At 70.1% G+C, this 16,395-nt stretch carries 15 protein-coding genes; 3 read left to right on the forward strand and 12 right to left on the reverse strand.

The window, feature by feature from the left end; all coding sequences use genetic code 11:
- Positions 1-2 precede the first annotated feature (2 nt).
- The 5 genes from KUA19_RS06110 to KUA19_RS06130 all read right to left on the reverse strand — a co-directional run bounded on the left by KUA19_RS06110 (position 3) and on the right by KUA19_RS06130 (position 5,880).
- On the reverse strand, positions 3-995 hold the full coding sequence (locus KUA19_RS06110) for an ABC transporter permease (RefSeq protein WP_254548681.1): 993 nt from the start codon (positions 993-995) through the stop codon (positions 3-5).
- A complete protein-coding gene (locus tag KUA19_RS06115; protein ID WP_217395102.1) occupies positions 988-2,022 on the reverse strand; it encodes an ABC transporter permease in 1,035 nt (344 codons plus the stop codon). The genes KUA19_RS06110 and KUA19_RS06115 overlap by 8 nt, the downstream gene beginning before the upstream one ends.
- A gap of 96 nt (positions 2,023-2,118) precedes the next feature.
- Entirely contained in the window at positions 2,119-3,747 is a 1,629-nt protein-coding gene (locus tag KUA19_RS06120; protein ID WP_217395103.1) for a peptide ABC transporter substrate-binding protein, read from the reverse strand.
- Positions 3,748-3,997: 250 nt separating this feature from the next.
- Entirely contained in the window at positions 3,998-4,645 is a 648-nt protein-coding gene (locus KUA19_RS06125; RefSeq protein ID WP_217395104.1) for a response regulator, read from the reverse strand.
- Between the two features lie 8 nt (positions 4,646-4,653).
- Complete coding sequence (locus tag KUA19_RS06130; protein WP_217395371.1) at positions 4,654-5,880, reverse strand: ATP-binding protein; 1,227 nt, start codon at positions 5,878-5,880, stop codon at positions 4,654-4,656.
- Positions 5,881-6,026: 146 nt separating this feature from the next.
- On the opposite strand from KUA19_RS06130, the gene KUA19_RS06135 reads away from it, so the two are divergent.
- The 3 genes from KUA19_RS06135 (at position 6,027) to KUA19_RS06145 (ending at position 8,976) form a co-directional block, all read left to right on the forward strand.
- Positions 6,027-7,361 (forward strand): PspC domain-containing protein, encoded by a 1,335-nt coding sequence (locus KUA19_RS06135; protein ID WP_217395105.1) that lies wholly within the window; start codon positions 6,027-6,029, stop codon positions 7,359-7,361.
- Positions 7,358-7,609 carry a hypothetical protein gene (locus tag KUA19_RS06140; protein ID WP_217395106.1) on the forward strand — a complete coding sequence of 84 codons (252 nt, stop codon included), beginning with the start codon at positions 7,358-7,360 and terminating at the stop codon, positions 7,607-7,609. Before KUA19_RS06135 ends, KUA19_RS06140 begins: the two co-directional genes overlap by 4 nt.
- A 119-nt stretch (positions 7,610-7,728) precedes the next feature.
- Entirely contained in the window at positions 7,729-8,976 is a 1,248-nt protein-coding gene (locus KUA19_RS06145) for a phosphatidylserine decarboxylase (protein WP_217395107.1), read from the forward strand.
- 100 nt (positions 8,977-9,076) lie between these two features.
- On the opposite strand, the gene KUA19_RS06150 is transcribed toward KUA19_RS06145, so the two are convergent.
- The 7 genes from KUA19_RS06150 to KUA19_RS06180 form a co-directional block, all read right to left on the reverse strand.
- On the reverse strand, positions 9,077-9,970 hold the full coding sequence (locus KUA19_RS06150; protein ID WP_254548683.1) for a CDP-alcohol phosphatidyltransferase family protein: 894 nt from the start codon (positions 9,968-9,970) through the stop codon (positions 9,077-9,079).
- Between the two features lie 298 nt (positions 9,971-10,268).
- Positions 10,269-11,195: an NUDIX hydrolase gene (locus KUA19_RS06155; RefSeq protein WP_217395109.1), complete on the reverse strand. Its 927-nt coding sequence runs from the start codon at positions 11,193-11,195 to the stop codon at positions 10,269-10,271.
- A 22-nt stretch (positions 11,196-11,217) separates the two neighbouring features.
- Complete coding sequence (locus tag KUA19_RS06160) at positions 11,218-12,183, reverse strand: NUDIX domain-containing protein (RefSeq protein ID WP_217395110.1); 966 nt, start codon at positions 12,181-12,183, stop codon at positions 11,218-11,220.
- Between the two features lie 232 nt (positions 12,184-12,415).
- Positions 12,416-13,969, reverse strand: a complete 1,554-nt coding sequence (gene guaA, locus KUA19_RS06165; protein WP_217395111.1) for a glutamine-hydrolyzing GMP synthase — start codon at positions 13,967-13,969, stop codon at positions 12,416-12,418.
- A gap of 27 nt (positions 13,970-13,996) precedes the next feature.
- Complete coding sequence (locus KUA19_RS06170; protein ID WP_217395112.1) at positions 13,997-14,776, reverse strand: DUF3152 domain-containing protein; 780 nt, start codon at positions 14,774-14,776, stop codon at positions 13,997-13,999.
- Positions 14,777-14,786: 10 nt separating this feature from the next.
- Positions 14,787-15,968, reverse strand: a complete 1,182-nt coding sequence (locus KUA19_RS06175) for a hypothetical protein (RefSeq protein ID WP_217395113.1) — start codon at positions 15,966-15,968, stop codon at positions 14,787-14,789.
- Complete coding sequence (locus tag KUA19_RS06180) at positions 15,965-16,387, reverse strand: hypothetical protein (RefSeq protein ID WP_217395114.1); 423 nt, start codon at positions 16,385-16,387, stop codon at positions 15,965-15,967. The genes KUA19_RS06175 and KUA19_RS06180 overlap by 4 nt, the downstream gene beginning before the upstream one ends.
- Positions 16,388-16,395: the final 8 nt, after the last annotated feature.

Below are 16,395 nucleotides of genomic sequence, written 5' to 3' on the forward strand. Positions count from 1 at the left end.
TCTCACCTCAGCTTCGGGTCGAGAGCGTCGCGCAGGGCGTCGCCCATCAGGATGAACGAGAGCACCGTGCCCACCAGGAACGCACACGGCACGAGCACGAGGTACGGGTACTCGAAGAAGTACTGGATGTGCCCCGCGATCATGACGCCCCAGGAGACGGCCGGCGCCTGCAGACCGGCGCCGAGGAAGGTCAGCGTCGCCTCCGCCGCGATGAACGAGCCCAGCGCGATGGTGGCCACCACGATCACCGGAGCGATCGCGTTCGGCAGGATGTGCCGGAACATGATCCGCGAGTTCGTCGCACCAAGCGCCTTGGCCGCGTGGACGAAGTCGAGGTTCTTGGCCGCCAGCACACTGCCACGCATGATTCGCGTGACGCCGACCCAGCCGAGGATGACCAGCACGACCGCGATGACGATCACCTGGCTGTTCTGGCTGCGGGTCATCAGCTCGCTCTTGCGCATGACCGTGAGGAACACCAGCGCACCCAGCAGGTACGGCAGCGAGTAGATCATGTCCGCGATACGGGAGACGATCGCGTCGACCCAGCCGCCGAAGAAACCCGACAGCACGCCCAGGGTCACGCCCAGGAAGGTGATGCCGAAGGTCGCCAGCAGCGCGATGAGCAGCGACGGCCGCACCCCGTAGACGATGTGCGACCAGTAGTCGCAGCCGTTCACGCTGGTGCCGAGCAGGTGGTCGCCGGTGAAGGGCGAGACCTTCGACTGCTTGATGTCGCAGATCGTGGGGTCCTTGCTGGTCCACAACTTGGGCACGATCGCCATCGACACCATCAGCAGGATGTATGCCAGGGAGATCATGAATGCCGGGTTGCGGACGAGCTCGCGCACGGCGTCCGACCAGAGACTGGCGTTGCGCTCCTTCGCGGGCTCGTTGCGCAGGTCCTTGGCCGGGACCGGGTCGGACGGCGTGGCCTGGGCCACCACCGGCGCGGACGTGGTCGCGATGAAGGAGCTGTTGTCCATGTCACTCATAGCGGATCCTCGGATCGAGCACGGCGTAGAGCAGGTCCACCAGCAGCGTGATGGTGAGGTATGCCAACACCAGCATGGTCGTGATGCCGATCAGCACCATCGATTCGCCCTGGAAGATGGCGCGACCGATCTGGTTGCCGACGCCGGGCACGTTGAAGATGCCCTCGGTGATGATCGCGCCGGTCAGGTAGACCGCGACCGACAGGCCGAGGTTCGTGACGACCGGGATCAGCGAGTTGCGCAGCGTGTGCACACCGATGACCCGCTTGTTGGTCAGACCCTTGGCCCGCGCGGTGCGCACGAAGTCGGCCCGCAGGTTCTCCTGCACGCTCGTACGCGTCAGACGCGCGGTGGCGGCCAGGCCCAGCAGACCGAGCACCACACCTGGGATCAGCAAGCTGGCGAAGGGATACTCGATCTTGTACGCGGCGCCGAACACGCCCCGGGATATGACTTCCGGGACCCACTCCTGCGTTCGTAGCCAGTTGCCGAACTTGACGCTGACGAACAGCTGCACCAGCAGGCCGAGCACGAAGACGGGGACCGAGATCACCAGAACCGTGCCGATCTTCACGACGTAGTCCATGAAGCCGCCGCTGCGCATGCCGGCCAGCACGCCGGCGAGGATGCCGATGATGGCCTCGACCAGGAACGCGATCAGGGTGATCTTGAGGGTGTACGGGAGCGCGGAGGAGACGATGTCGGTCACCTCACGGAACCGCAGGTTGGTACCGAAGTCCCCCTGCAGGTAGCCGCTGAAGTGTCCGTTCGACGGCAGTACGCCGATCCGCTGGAAGAAGAGTTCGAAACAGGGATCTCCGGGCCGCTTCAGGCAGGGGTCGTCCAGCCTGAGCTTGCGGGTGATGGCCTCGACCGTCGCGGGCGATGGGGTGCGATCACCGAAGAGCGCGCGAACCGGGTTACCGGTGAGCTGCATGCCCACCGAGGTCAGGTAGTGAAGGAGGAACAACGTTCCTAGGACCGTGGGAATGAACTGCAGCAACCGTCGAATGACGTAGCGTCCCACCTCTGGTCCTCCTCTCGGAGCCATCGGGGCGGTGGGGAACCGGTCCGGTTCCCCACCGCCCCGCGTGAGTGTGGATCAGATCAAGCGATCAGGAGATCACTTGGCGGGGTTGAGGACGACCTTGTCGTACTCGACGCCCGAGATGGGGTTGAAGACGAAGGTCTTGACGTTCTCGCTGTACACGTCCGTCGTCATGCCGAACCACATCGGGATGACCGGCAGGTCGTCGACGATGATGTCCTCGGCCTGCTGGTAGAACTTGACGCCCTCGTCCTGCGTCTTGGCACCGTTACCCTGCTCGACGAGCGCGTCGAAGGCCGGGTTGGTGTAGCCGCTGGCGTTCGAGGAACCACCGGTGCCGTACAGCGGCGCCAGGTAGGTCTCGAACCACGGGTAGTCCGGGCCCCAGCCGAGACGGAACGGGCCGTCGAACTTGTGCGCGTCGCCCTTGGCCAGGTACTCCGGGAACTGGAGGGTGGTGTTGAGCTCGTAGTCGATGCCCAGGTCCTTCTTCCAGCCGTCGCCGACCGCCTGCATCCACTTCTCGTGGCCCGCACCGGCGTTCGCCCACAGGGTGATCTTGCCACCCTTCCAGCCGCCCGCCGCGTCCAGGATCTGCTTGGCCTTGACCGGGTCGTACTTGCAGTTCGGGCAGGCGCCGTCACGGTAGCCGAGGAAGTTCGGGCTCACGACACCCTGAGCGGCCGAGAAGCGGCCGTCGAACACCGCGTCGATGATCGCCTGACGGTCGATCGCCAGCGACAGCGCCTGACGGATCTGCTTGTTCTGGAACCGCGGGTCGTTCAGCGGGATGCCGACGTAGGTGAAGTTGTTGCTCGGCTTCTGGAAGAAGCGGTCACCGTAGGCAGCCTTGGCGGCCTTGACCTCAGCCGAGGGAACAGCCTCGAAGATGTCCAGCTCGCCGGCCTTGAAGTCGGCGTAGCCCGTGTCCTGCTTGTCGTAGATCTTGAAGGTCAGGGTGTCAGCCTTGCCCTTCGAGGCGGTCCAGCCGTCGTTGCGCGACAGCTTCACCTGGACGTTGTGCTCCCAGGAGCCCTCGATCTTGTAGGGGCCGTTGCTGATCGGCTTCTCGGTGCAGCCCTTGACGTCCGCGAGGCACGCCTTGGCGACCGGGAAGTAACCCGAGTAGCCGACCTGGGCCGGGAAGCCCGAGAAGGCCTTCTTCAGGGTGACCTCGAAGCTCAGGTCGTCGATCTTCTTCAGACCCGAGAGGGTCTTGGCGGCCGGCTCCGGCGCCGTCTTCGGGCCGTCACCGTCCGGGTCGGTCGACTGCAGCTCGTCGTAGCCGGCGATGCCGGACAGGAAGTACGAGTTGGTCGCGGCGTTCGGACCGTACGCGGTGAAGTTCCACGAGTCGATGAAGCTGTCAGCGGTCACAGCCTCGTCGTTGGTGAACTTGAAGCCGGACTTGAGCTTGATCGTCCAGACCTTGTTGTCCGTCGAGGTGATCGAGTCCGCGATCACGTTGACCGGCGCGCCCTTGGCGTCGTACTCCACCAGGCCCTTGTACAGCTGGCGGATGATGACGATCGACGGGTTGTCGTCGGCCATCGGCGGGAACAGGCTCGCCGGCTCGGACGCGAAGATCCGGAGTTCGCCGCCGGTGTCGCTCGGCGTCTCGGCATCGGGGGTGCTGGTACAACCAGCGGCAATCAGCGCGACAGCGGCGGTAGCCACCACTGCCTTAAGGGAATTCCCGCGCATTCGTGTGCCTCCTCAGGCGCTCACGAGGGGGTGTGAGGTGGCCACACTTTCGCACCCCTCGACGCACGCCGGGAAGGCCCTGATACCAACCCGTTACCGAGACGGGACGACGCCGATACCGCGTCAAGCAACTTTCTTGATCGACGGAAAACGCTCTGAACAGCGGAGATTGGGCAGGTCGGCGCGGGTGTTGATCGAGAATCGAAACATGGAGGTAACTGGCATCTCACAGATTGGGCGATACAGAGCGTTACACAAGGCGTCGATCTGCTGCCCAACGCGACAATTCGTACCGGTTGGACATCTGCAACTTCCGGAGCACGTTCGACACGTGGGTCTCCACCGTCTTGATCGAGATGAACAGCTCCTTCGCGATCTCCTTGTAGGCGTAGCCCCGCGCCAGCAGCCGCAGCACCTCCCGCTCCCGGTTGGTCAGCTGGTCCAGTTCGGGATCGGCCACCGGCGCGTCCGGCCGCGCCGCGAAGGCGTCCAGCACGAACCCGGCCAGCCGCGGCGAGAAGACCGCGTCCCCGTCGGCCACCCGCCGGATCGCGTCCACCAGGTCGTCCGGCGAGATCGTCTTGGTGACGTAACCCCTTGCCCCGGCCCGGATCAGGCCGATCACATCCTCGGCCGCGTCCGACACCGACAGGGCCAGGAAACGGACCTGCGGCTGGGTCTTACGCACCGCCTCCAGCACCGCGCGGCCGCCGCCGTCGGGCATGTGGACGTCCAGCAGCACCACGTCCGGCACCGTCGAGCCGATCATCGAAACCGCCTGGGCCACGGTCGCCGCCTCGCCGACCACGTCGACGTGCGCGCCCAGCTCGGCCCGCACCCCCGCCCGGAACATGCCGTGGTCGTCGACCAGGAACACCCGCAAGCGCTGCTCGCTCATATATATCCCTACTCCTCTTTCAAGGACGTGACGGCCACACTCAACCTGACCTCGGTGCCCTCGCCGACCGAGCTGCGGATCTCGGCCTGGCCGCCGTGCCGGGCCATCCGTCCGATGATCGATCCTCGTACGCCGTGGCGCCGTTCCTCCACCGCGGTCGGGTCGAAGCCCTTGCCCCGGTCGCGCACGTACACGCTCAGCATCGTGGGCTCCACCTCGGCGTACAGCGAGACGGTCTTGACCTGGGCGTGGCGCGCCGCGTTCACCAGGGCCTCGCGCGCGGCCGCGACCAGCGCCGCGGCCCGCTCGTCGACCTTGCGGTCGCCCACCACGACCGCCTCCACGACGATCCCGTAGGTATCCTCCACCTCCGCCGCGGCCTGCTGCAACGCCGCCGCGAAGTGCTCGGTCGGCGAGCCGGTGGGCTGGTAGAGCCAGTTGCGCAGGCTGCGTTCCTGACCGCGGGCCAGCCGGGTGACGGCGGCTTGGTCGGCGGCGTTTCGCTGGATCAGCGCGAGCGTGTGCAGCACCTGGTCGTGGACCATCGCGGCCAGTTCGGCCCGCTCCTGCTCGCGGATGCGGCCCTCCCGCTCCGAGCGCAGCGCGGTCAGCATCCGCCACAGCAGCGGCGCCGCGACCAGACCCACGCCCGCCAGCGCCACCAGCGCGAATGCCACCGCGATCCACAGATCGCCCCAGCTGATCGCACCGAGCGTCTTCGGGGAGTAGATGACGATAACGCCGATCATGCCGACGGCGACGAGGACCCCGCCACCGAGGAAGCGCAGCAGGTACATGCGCCGGTCGCCGTCGGACAGGGCGGCCAGCCAGGGCGCGTTCGGGGAGGCGTCGCTCCAGCGCTGCCGCCGGTCCGGGTCGGCCTGGTGCCAGATGATGCCCGCGCCCACCGCGACCAGCGCCACCAGCCAGCCGACGGACATGCCGATGCCGCCGTCCCGGTTGATCAGCACACTGACCGTCATCAGCGCGAACCCGGCCAGCAGGTACGGCACCAGGTGGATCGACGGGCGCCGGGGGCCGGTGTCCTCGCCCGCTGCCATGACCGCCCAGAAGACGGCGTACAGCAGCGCGCCCAGGCCGTTGACGGGCAGCAGGAGCAGGAAGATGATGCGGACCAGCGTCGGCGACAGGCGGACGTGCGCGGCGATGCCACCGGCGACCCCCGCGACCAGACGGTCGGAGCGGGAACGGGTCAGCCGGGGGGTCTCGGGCACGGAGGTCGACACGTGATCGATCGTGTCACGGCGGGCGCGCGAGCGCCCACGGGTGAGACCCCCAGATACTGTGACGTCCTTTCTCAGGGTGCGCTCAGGGTCCGGTCCTGAGGCGGGTCGGGCCAGCTCAGCCTCACTATCGACGTATGAACGATGAGACCGCGACTCCCCCTCGTGGTGACGGCCCCGGTGACGACGGCGCGACGCAGCCGCCCCCCGCGGGTGCCGCCACCGCACCGCCGACCGACCAGGCCCCGCCTGGCCCCGGCGCGGCCCCGTACGTCTCCTGGGCGGCCGGGTACGACCTGATCCGACCCCGGCACGGCCGCTACCTCGCGGGTGTGTGCGGGGCGCTGGGACGGGCCACCAAGACCGACCCGCTGCTGTGGCGGGTGCTGATCGGCGTGTTGTCGATCTTCGGCATCGGCATCATCGTGTACCTCGCGGTGTGGCTGCTCACCCCGGCCGAGGGCGACACCGCCTCCCCCCTGGAGGCGCTGTTCGGCCGGGGCTACTCGACCACCTCGTCGACGGTGACCCTGGTGCTCGGCGTAGTGGCGGTGTTCGTGCTCGGCGGGGTCACCAACAGCTTCGAGATGGCCGTGATCGCGGCGATCGGGCTGGTGGTGGCCGCCCTGGTGGTCAGCCGCAGCAACGGCGGCCGCCCGTCCCGCCCGGGGGTGAGCTACCTGCCCCCGCAGTACGCCGCCCCGCACCAGCCCGCCCCGGAGTACGCCGCGGCGGCGACCGCACCGGCGACGGTGACGGCGGTGCTGCCCGGCGAGCCGACGGGTTACCGCCCGCCGTTCGCCCCGCACGGGCCGTACGCTCCGACGCCGCCGCCTCCGCCGCCCCCGCTGCCGGTCAAGCCCCGGCCGGAGCCCTCGCGGCTGGGTCGGCTGATCTTCGGAGTGGTCCTGATCGCCCTCGGCCTGCTGGCCATGGTCGACATGACCGGGATCTCCATCCCGGGCACCGTGTACGTGGCCACCGCGCTGGCCGTGGTGGGCGTGGGCCTGGTCGTCGGGGCATGGCTCGGCCGCGCCCGCGGCTGGATCTTCCTGGGCATCCTGCTCAGCCTGGCCCTGCCGATGGCCAACGCCGGCGACGACTGGGACCGGGTCCGCAGCCAGGCGGGCAACGTCACCTGGGCGCCGACCAGCCTGGACGACCTGGCCGACCGGTACGAGCACCGCTTCGGCCAGGCGACGCTCGACCTCACCCAGCTGGACCTGGTCGGCCGCGACACCCGGGTCCGGGCCCAGATCACCGCGGGTGATCTGCGCATCATCGTCCCGGCCGGGCTCGACGTCACCGTCAACACCGACGTCAACCTGGGCAACGCCGACGTCTTCGGCCGGGAGATCAACGGCGCGGGCGTCAAGGACACCCAGACCGACTTCGGGGCCGACGGCCCCGGCGGCGGCACCCTGCGCATCGACCTCGACGTCAACGCCGGCAACGCGGAGGTGACCCGGTGAAAACGCACCGTACCGACTCGGTATCGCTCTTCTTCGGCCTGCTGTTCCTGTTCGTCGCGGGGGCGTTCCTGGCTCGCCGCCTGATCCACGTGGACCTGCCCCCGCTGGGCTGGTTCGTGGCGGCCGGTCTGATCATCCTCGGGGTGATGGGCGTCCTGGGCGCCCTCACCCCGCGCAGGCAGGACGCGTCGACGGTTGCCGGCCGCTCGGTGCCCTCCGAAGCGAAGGCGGAGGACGGCACCGACTAAGGCCGCAGCGCCGGCGCGTCGAAAATGCGGCTCCCCTCACCGGTCGAAACCGGCCGGTGAGGGGAGCTTGTCTATGCTGACCGGTGAACCACCCGGTCAAGACGAGGAGCAGCCGTCCCATGAGCCAGTACCAGCCTGATCGACCCGCCCTCGGACCGCTCGGCCAGATCCGCATCGGCGACCGGGCCGCCCGCACCCTGACCGCCGAGCTGGCCCGCCACGGCGGCCCCAAGACCGCCCTGCTGGTGGGTGCGAGCGCCGACTCGCTGGTGCTCGCCGAGGCGCTGGACGCGCTGCTGCCCGGCGACCGGCTGACCGTGGTCGCCGCCGACGACACCGTGGCCGGACACCTGTCCACCCTGGGCAGCTTCCTGGCCGAGCGGGTGCAGGTCGTGGCCGACCTCAGCGCCGCCGAGCCCGCCGACCTGGTCATCGTCGCCGAGCCGGTGGTCGGCTCCGGCGAGGAGGCCCGCACCACCGTCGACCGCCTGAGCAAGTTCGTCGCCGAGGGCGGCCTGCTGATCATCGCCGCGGTGGCCCTGCCCGGCCTGTCCGGCGGCGCCAACGACGAGCTCGACCGCATCGCCGCCCGCCAGGGCGTCGGCTCCGATCTCGTGCTGCGCAACACGCCGCCGGTGCGGGTGCACCGCCTGCGCTTCACCGACGTCGACGCGAGCGTCGCGGCCAAGCTCAGCCCGGCCTTCCGCCCCTCCAGCGTCCCCCTGTACGGCGGTATGAACATCGACTCCAACGGCGTCGCCGCGGCCGGTATCGCGCTCGGCGCCGCCGCCCTGCTCAAGGCCGTCCGGCCGAAGTCGAAGGCGTGGCTGGTGCCCGCCCTGGCCGCCGTTCCGGTGGCCGCGTTCTTCCGCGACCCCGAGCGCGACATCCCGGCCGACCCGACCGCGGTCGTGGCCGCCAGCGACGGCAAGGTCCTCAGCGTGGAGCACATCTACGACGAGCGCTTCGCCGACGAGGAGTTCCTGCGCATCGCGGTGTTCCTGTCCGTGTTCGACGTGCACGTCAACCGGGCACCGGTGGCCGGCAAGGTCGTCGACTACTTCGTCGAGGACGGCGGGTACGCGGCGGCGATGAAGCCGGAGGCGGAGCACAACGTGGCGGCGTACACGGTGCTGGAGACGCCCGACCGCAGCCGCGTCGTGGTGGCCCAGCGCACCGGCCTGATCGCGCGTCGGATCGTGCAGCGGGCCCCGATCGGCGCGCTGCTGGCCAAGGGCGAGCGGTTCGGCCTGATCCGCTTCGGCTCCCGCACCGACGTGTACCTGCCCGCCGACCGCGCCGAGGCTTTGGTCGCCCCGGGTGACCGGGTGACCGGCGCCGCCACGGTCATCGCCCGTCTGCGCTGACCCGAACGAAAGCGCCGCCCCGAACGAAAAGCGCCGCCCCGAACGAAAAGCGCCGCCCCGGTCCACTGGACCGGGGCGGCGCGTCTTGCTATCGGCGGATTCAGGCCGCGGGGGCGGTACGGCGCTGGCGGGCCCACAGCCGCCGGCCCCTGGCGCGGTACACCAGGACCAGCAGGCCGAAGGTGACCAGCGGGTTCCACACGAGGCCGACCAGCGGCAGGATGAACAGCGTCGGCGGCAGCTTGACCACCTTCGCGAGCTTGGCGTAGGGGAAGCTGGAGACCATCGCCAGCGCCAGCAGCACCACTCCGAACACCATCGCGCCGGCGGGCAGCGAGCTGCCCACACCCGTCGACTTCAGCAGCACGGTGATCGCCAGCACGGTCGCCGCCATCGTGGTCGGCACGCCGCAGAAGAACCGGCCGTCCTTCGGCGAGACGTTGAAGCGGGCCAGGCGAATCGCCGCGCAGCAGGCGACGAGCGCGCAGGCGGCGATGAGCACCGGCGTGGCCACCGCGCCCTTGAGCGCGGAGTAGATGACCACCGGAGCGGCGATGCCGAACGAGGTCATGTCGCCCAGTGAGTCCATCTGGACGCCGAACGGGCTGGCCACGCCGAACTTGCGGGCCAGGGCCCCGTCGAGGCCGTCGAAGGTGATGCAGGCGAGCAGGCAGAGCGCGCCGTACATCGGCTTGGCTCCCATGATCGCGAGGAAGATCGCGGTCATGCCGAGCATCAGGCTGCTCAGCGTGCATGCTTGCACCAGGGCGAACTTGATGCGCCGGTCGAGCGTGCGCTCGCCGGGCAGCAGTGGGATCGTCGTCGGGGTCGGCGGCTCGGCGGTCTCGGTGACGGCTGCGGCCTCGATGGCGCGCAGTTCGACCGGGTCCAGTCCGGGCAGGTTGGGGCTCGTCGCAACGGAGTGTTCAGTCCTGCGCAGCCTACCCACCGGCACCAGCAGCATCTGCCGGGCGAAGGAGCTGCCTGCGCGCAAGCGACCGGTCCATTGCCGGCCCGCTGGTCGCGGACTGTCCGTCAAGCGACGCCGACGCCATAAGGCTCTCGGCACGTGTCGTCCCTCCATGGCCGGTACGGTTCCTTTCCGCCGCCTCAGCGGACCGTCCGGCTTTTGCGGCCTACACCATCGCACACACGTGTGCGCCTTGGCGATACCCGCCGGGTCGAAATCTCCACCCATTGGGTCACTGAAGGGGCAAATCGGCCCCTAGGCCACGAAGTATCCCGGGGGCGCTCTGTCTCGGTCCGCTGGCCAGTCTACCCGACCGGCAAATTCACCTCATATGACGCAATTCTCTCGTCGCCATGTCCGTGAGCGGGATACCGCCCAGCTCGGCGGGGTGGAACCAACCGGCGTCGCACGTCGAGCCGCTCACCTCGGTGACCACCGGCACAGTCGGGTCCGCGACGGTGACCCGGAAGATCGCGCGGACCACGTACCAGTCCAACGGGACGCCCTCGGGGCCGATCGCGTTCGGGTTGTGGTGCGAGCTCACCTCGATCAGCTCGGTCACCGCACCGGTCTGACCGGTCTCCTCGTAGATCTCGCGCAGCAGACCGACGTGCGGCTGCTCACCGAAGTCGGTGCCGCCGCCGGGCAGGTGCCAGCGGCCCGCGCCGGGGTAGCCGGGCGAGATCAGCGACAGCAGCACCCGACCGGCCGGGTCGGTGACGATGCCGTACGCCCCGAAGCGCATCACCCGGTTCGTCTGCCGCACCATCCGCCCGTCCGCGGACAACTCGCCCGCCTCGTCGACGGCCGGGGGCGGCGGGGTGTCGGCGACGGGTTCGGCCAGCCCGAGCGTGCGGGCCACGAACGGGATCACCGGCAGTTCGGCCAGGCGCGCCGGCTCCACCCAGGCGGGCAGGTCGCTGGTGCCGTCGGTCTCGACGGTCAGCTCGCCGCCGGTCACCGCCACGTCGTAGACGACCCGGTCGTGGTGCAGCAGCACGCCGCGCCACGGCATGTCGACCAGGTCGGTCGAGACGCCGTGCAGGCCGGTGATCCGTACGGTCAGGCCGGTCTCCTCGAGGAACTCCCGCGCCAGCCCGGCGGCCGGGTCCTCGCCGTGGTTCAGGCCGCCCCCGGGCAGGAACCACCGCCCGGGGTGGTTCGACTTGGCCGACGAGCGGACCAGCAGCAGCCGGCCCTGCTCGTCGCGGGCGATGCCGTACGCCCCGATCCTGCGCCGTTTCTCCATGGCCGCCAGGCTAGGCGACGGCTCAAACCTGCCGGGGCATGCGGGGCAGCGCGGCAGCCCGCAGTGCCTCCGCGGTGACCTCGGTGACGTCGTCGGGGCCCAGTTCACCCAGCTCGTTGGGGGTGACCCAGCGCGCTTCGGCGGTGGAGCCGCCCTGGTCGTACACCTTCGGCCGGGTGGCCCGGTCGACGCGCACCCGATAGAAGGCGCGCACGCCGTGCCAGTCGATCGGGTAGCCCTCCGGGCCCAGCGACGCCGCGTCGCGGTGGCTGGCCACGCCCAGCAGCTCGCCGAGGCGCCCGCGCTGGCCGGTCTCCTCGACCAGCTCGCGGATGAGCGCCGTGCCGGGCTGCTCGCCGAAGTCGGTGCCGCCGCCGGGCAGGTGCCACAGGCCCGCGCCGGGGTAGTTGGGGGCGATGCGGGTCAGCAGCACGCGCTGCTGACGGTCGGTGACCACCGCGTACGCCGCGAAGCGCTGCGCGCGGTGCAGCCCGTCGGCGCCGGGCACGGCGTGGAACGACGGGAAGTCGGGCACCTCGTCGGGAATCTGGTCGGCGGCGAGCGCGGACAGCCCCAGCGCCGCCGCCGTGAACGGCCGCAGCGGCAGCTTCGCGCACTCGTCCAGGTCGAGCCAGGACACCAGGTCGGTGGGCTGGTCGATCCGCTCGCGCAGCGCTCCGCCGCGCACCCGCGCGGCGTAGATGACGCGGTCGGTGTGGATGGTCACGCCTCGGTGCGGCAGTGCCCGCATGTCGGCGAGCACATCACGCAGTCCGGTTACGGCGACGCTCAGACCGGTCTCGGCGGCTGTCTCCCTGACAACAGTGTCGTTGGGGTGCTCGCCGTGGTCCACCGCCCCTCCGGGGAGGGACCAGATGCCCGGGGTGCCGGACTGCTCGGATGCCCGAACCAGAAGCACCTGGTCGGACTCATTGGTGATGACGGCATATGCGGCGATCCGCCGCAATGCCTCGAGCGCGGTGGTCACGAGAAATCATTCTCCCCCGCCGCGAAGATCACGACAAGATGTCCGATTTATAAGTACCTTCGCGTTCCATTAATGCCATTGATCGTTTTTGTGGTTCGACGTCCCAGCTCAGGGCGGCAAAACGGCCGCCAGCAGCGATCTTGAGACACCGCACACCAAGAGTTGAGCCCCGGCCGGGGGCCGGGGCTCAATCAGCGCGTGAGCCGAACGACGTCGGCGTCACGGCTTTCACTCATTCCCACTCGATGGTGCCCGGGGGCTTGCTCGTCACGTCGAGCACGACGCGGTTGACCTCGGGAACCTCGTTGGTGATGCGGGTGGAGATGCGGGCGATCAGGTCGTACGGCAGGCGGGACCAGTCGGCGGTCATGGCGTCCTCGCTGGAGACCGGGCGCAGCACGACCGGGTGGCCGTAGGTGCGGCCGTCGCCCTGCACGCCGACCGAGCGCACGTCGGCCAGCAGCACCACCGGGAACTGCCACACGTCGCGATCCAGGCCTGACGCGGTCAGCTCCTGGCGGGCGACCAGGTCGGCGGCGCGCAGGATGTCGAGGTTGTGCTGGTTGACCTCACCGATGATGCGGATGGCCAGGCCCGGACCCGGGAACGGGTGCCGCCAGACCATCTCCTCGGGCAGGCCGAGGCTGGCGCCCAGCGCCCGCACCTCGTCCTTGAACAGCGTGCGCAGCGGCTCGACCAGGTCGAACTTGAGGTCGTCGGGCAGGCCGCCGACGTTGTGGTGGCTCTTGATGTTGGCCGTGCCGGTGCCGCCGCCGGACTCGACCACGTCCGGGTAGAGCGTGCCCTGCACCAGGAAGCGCACGTCGCCGCCGGCCGCGACCTCGCGCGCGGCCGCCTCGAACACCCGGATGAACTCCCGGCCAATGATCTTGCGCTTGGTCTCCGGGTCGGTGACCCCGGCCAGCGCGCCCAGGAATCGGTCAGCCGCGTCGACGACCTTGAGCTTGATGCCGGTGGCGGCCACGTAGTCCCGCTCGACCTGCTCGGCCTCGCCCGCGCGCAGCAGCCCGTGGTCGACGAAGACACAGGTCAGCTGGTCGCCGACCGCCTTGTGCACCAGCGCGGCGGCCACCGCCGAGTCGACCCCGCCGGACAGGCCGCAGATCACCTCGGCGTCGCCGACCTGGGCGCGGATCGCGGCCACCTGGTCGTCGATGATGTTGCCCATGGTCCAGGTCGGCTCGATCCCGGCCACGTCGTGCAGGAACCGCTCCAGCAGACGCTGACCGTACGGCGTGTGCGCGACCTCGGGGTGGAACTGCACCCCGGCGAAGCCGCGCGAGGTGTCCTCGAACGCGGCGACCGGCGCGCCCGCCGACCCGGCGGTGACGGTGAATCCGGCCGGGGCGACGCTCACGCAGTCGCCGTGGCTCATCCACACGTCCTGGCGCGCGGGCAGGCCCGCGAACAGCACGCCCGCGTCCGGCTGGGCGTCGACCACGGTGCCGCCGAACTCGCGCAGGCCGGTGTGGCTGACCGTGCCGCCCAGCGCCGCGGCCATCGCCTGGAAGCCGTAGCAGATGCCGAAGACCGGCACGCCCGCCTCGAACAGGGTCGCGTCGACCTGCGGGGCGCCGGGCACGTACACGCTCGCCGGGCCGCCGGACAGGATGATCGCGGCCGGGTTCCGGCGCATCATCTCATCGACGGACATCGAATGCGGAACGATCTCCGAATAGACGTGCGCCTCGCGTACCCGGCGGGCTATGAGCTGGGCGTACTGGGCTCCGAAGTCAACCACCAGAACGGGGCGCGGCGTAGTCATGACCTCAACCTTAACGTGGCGCCCAGGTCAACCCACGTAGTGGACCCCGTCCGGGTACGGGTAGGGATTGGCCTTGCAGCCCTGCAACGACTTGGTCTGCTGCTGCATCACGGGTGCGGGCCTGCCCGCGCCGGGGCAGAACACGTGATCATGGCCGAGATAGTGACCGGTCTCATGGTTGACCACCATGTTGCGGTACACGTTCAGGTCGGTGAACCCGGTCGCGCCGTTGGTCCAGCGGTACAGGTTGATCATGACGTTGTTGCCGAAGCGGCAGGAGAAGATGCCCGCCGTGTCCAGCCCGGCGCTGCCGCACATGCGGTCGATCGTGTCGGGCGTGGCCAGCCGGATGTAGAAGTTCGGCGTCACCCCCGTGCTGACCCGCTTGAACCGCCACTTCTTCGACGCGATCCAGCTGTGCGGGTCGGCCAGGATCTGGTCCACCGCGGCGGCGAAGCCGTCCGGGTCGAACGTGGTGATCCCGCTCTCCACCTGCACGTAGTACGTCCGCAGCGCGCCCGCGGTGCCGATCACGTCGGTGCCGCCGGCGGCGGTGCGGAACGTGCCCGCGCCGTGCTTGAGCACGTTGCCGTTCTTGACCGGCTTCGGCGAGGCCGACGGCTTGACCGACGGCGATGCCTGCGGCGACGGCACGGCCGAGGGCGAGGCGACCGCCGACTCCAGCACCGGCGACGCCGACGGCGCCGCCTCGAACTTCGGCTGCCGCCCGTCGCCGCAGCCGGTGGCCAGCAACGACATCACCAGCACGACTGTCGCGACACGAGCCCGCGAGAACGTCCTCCCCATGCCGAACACCTTAAGCGGTCGGCAGTCCGTGCGTGCGGTGGTAGTCGCGAGCCCACTTCGCGTCCACGCCCTCGGCGAAGGCGCCGCCGGGCGGGTCCACCACCCAGACGTGCATCATCTCCGGCGTCGTCAGCGCCACCGACAACGTCGGGCACCCGCCGTACGGCGTGACCACGCCGATGCCGGGCGGGGCCAGCGAGATGCACAGGTTGTGCGCGTGCCACCGGGTGACCGGGCCGCCCGGCTCCGGACCGGCGACCCCGGCCCGCTCGATCACGTAGACCACGCCCAGCAGCGTGGCCTTCCCGTCCTCGATCGTGAACACCAGCGTCTCCGGACGCCGCGGGTCCAGCACCGCGCCGTCCGACTTGAACGCCGGGTTGTCCATATGCACGTCGGGGCCGGTCTTCCCGGTGATGGGCAGCTGGTACCCGGCCGCGAGCGCGTCGGACAGCTTCGCGAACCGACGTACCGACTGCCGGGTGTCGGCGGCCAGGTGCGCGGCGGCGTCAGCCTGCGCGGCGGACGGATGGTGGTCGCCGATCAGTTGCCGCATGATCACCCCGGCCTGGGCCCGGAGCAGGTGCTCGTGCCCGTGCGCGTGGCTGTGCCCGACCGCGGGCGCCTGGGTCGCCCCCGCCGACGCGCCCGCCGCCTGGTGCGCCACGAGCGTGGAGATCCACACCACCGCGCCGGTGGCGAACACCGCGAACACCGTCGAGGTCGAGCCCAGCGCGCGCAGGAACCGGCGCGGGCGCCCCGGCCGCCGCTGCGGCACCACCGCCAGCCCGAACGCGACCAACTCGACCAGCGCCGCCGCGATGCCGACCTGGTCGGCCTCCTCACCGCCGCGTCCGATGACGATCAGGTACGCCAGCAGGTTCAGCGGCACCAGCACCGCCGTGCCGAACCGCCAGCCGCGCCGGTCACCGCGCGCCCGCCAGGCCAACACCCCGTACGCCACGCCGCTGAGCAGGAAGCCGGCGGTCAGCCAGGCGCTGTCCCGGTGGCCCAGCGGCAGCGCCAGGTGCACCACGGCGGCGGCGCCGAGCAGCACGTACGCCCAGCGGGCGACCTGGTTCACCGCCGGACCCGCCAGCCACGGCAGGAAGCAGCAGGCCAGGATGCCCGCGGTCAGGGCGGCGGTGTGCTCGGGCGCGATCCCGGTCAGCAGCGTCTCGACCGGATTCACCGGACACCGGCCCCGGGCTCGGGGGTGGCCAGCAGCCGTACACACTGCACCGTGACCAGCACCGGCAGCAGCAGCCCGGTGAGCAACCCGGTCAGCGTCGGGGTGAAGTCGACGCCCGGCAACGCCCCCAGCACCAGGCTCAGCACCAGCCCGACCAGCGACAGCGCCTGGAGCACCAGCACCCCGATCAGGGCGCCGCGCCGACCCCGCACCACCATCGCCGCGAACATGAAGGTGACGATCACCCGGCTCAGCGGCGCGATCGCGTAGAACGGCAATCCGCCCATGAACAGCAGCTCACCGAGCATTCCCAGCAGGCCTGCCCCGGCCTGCACCAGCAGCAGCACATAGACCACGTCGGCCCGGCCGCCGCGCGGCGGGACCGCGGCGGGGTCGGGCGTGGTCGCGGCGACGGTCACCCCGACAG

Origin of the sequence: Catellatospora tritici (genome assembly GCF_019083965.1) — a bacterium.
Classification (GTDB): Bacteria; Actinomycetota; Actinomycetes; order Mycobacteriales; family Micromonosporaceae; genus Catellatospora; species Catellatospora tritici.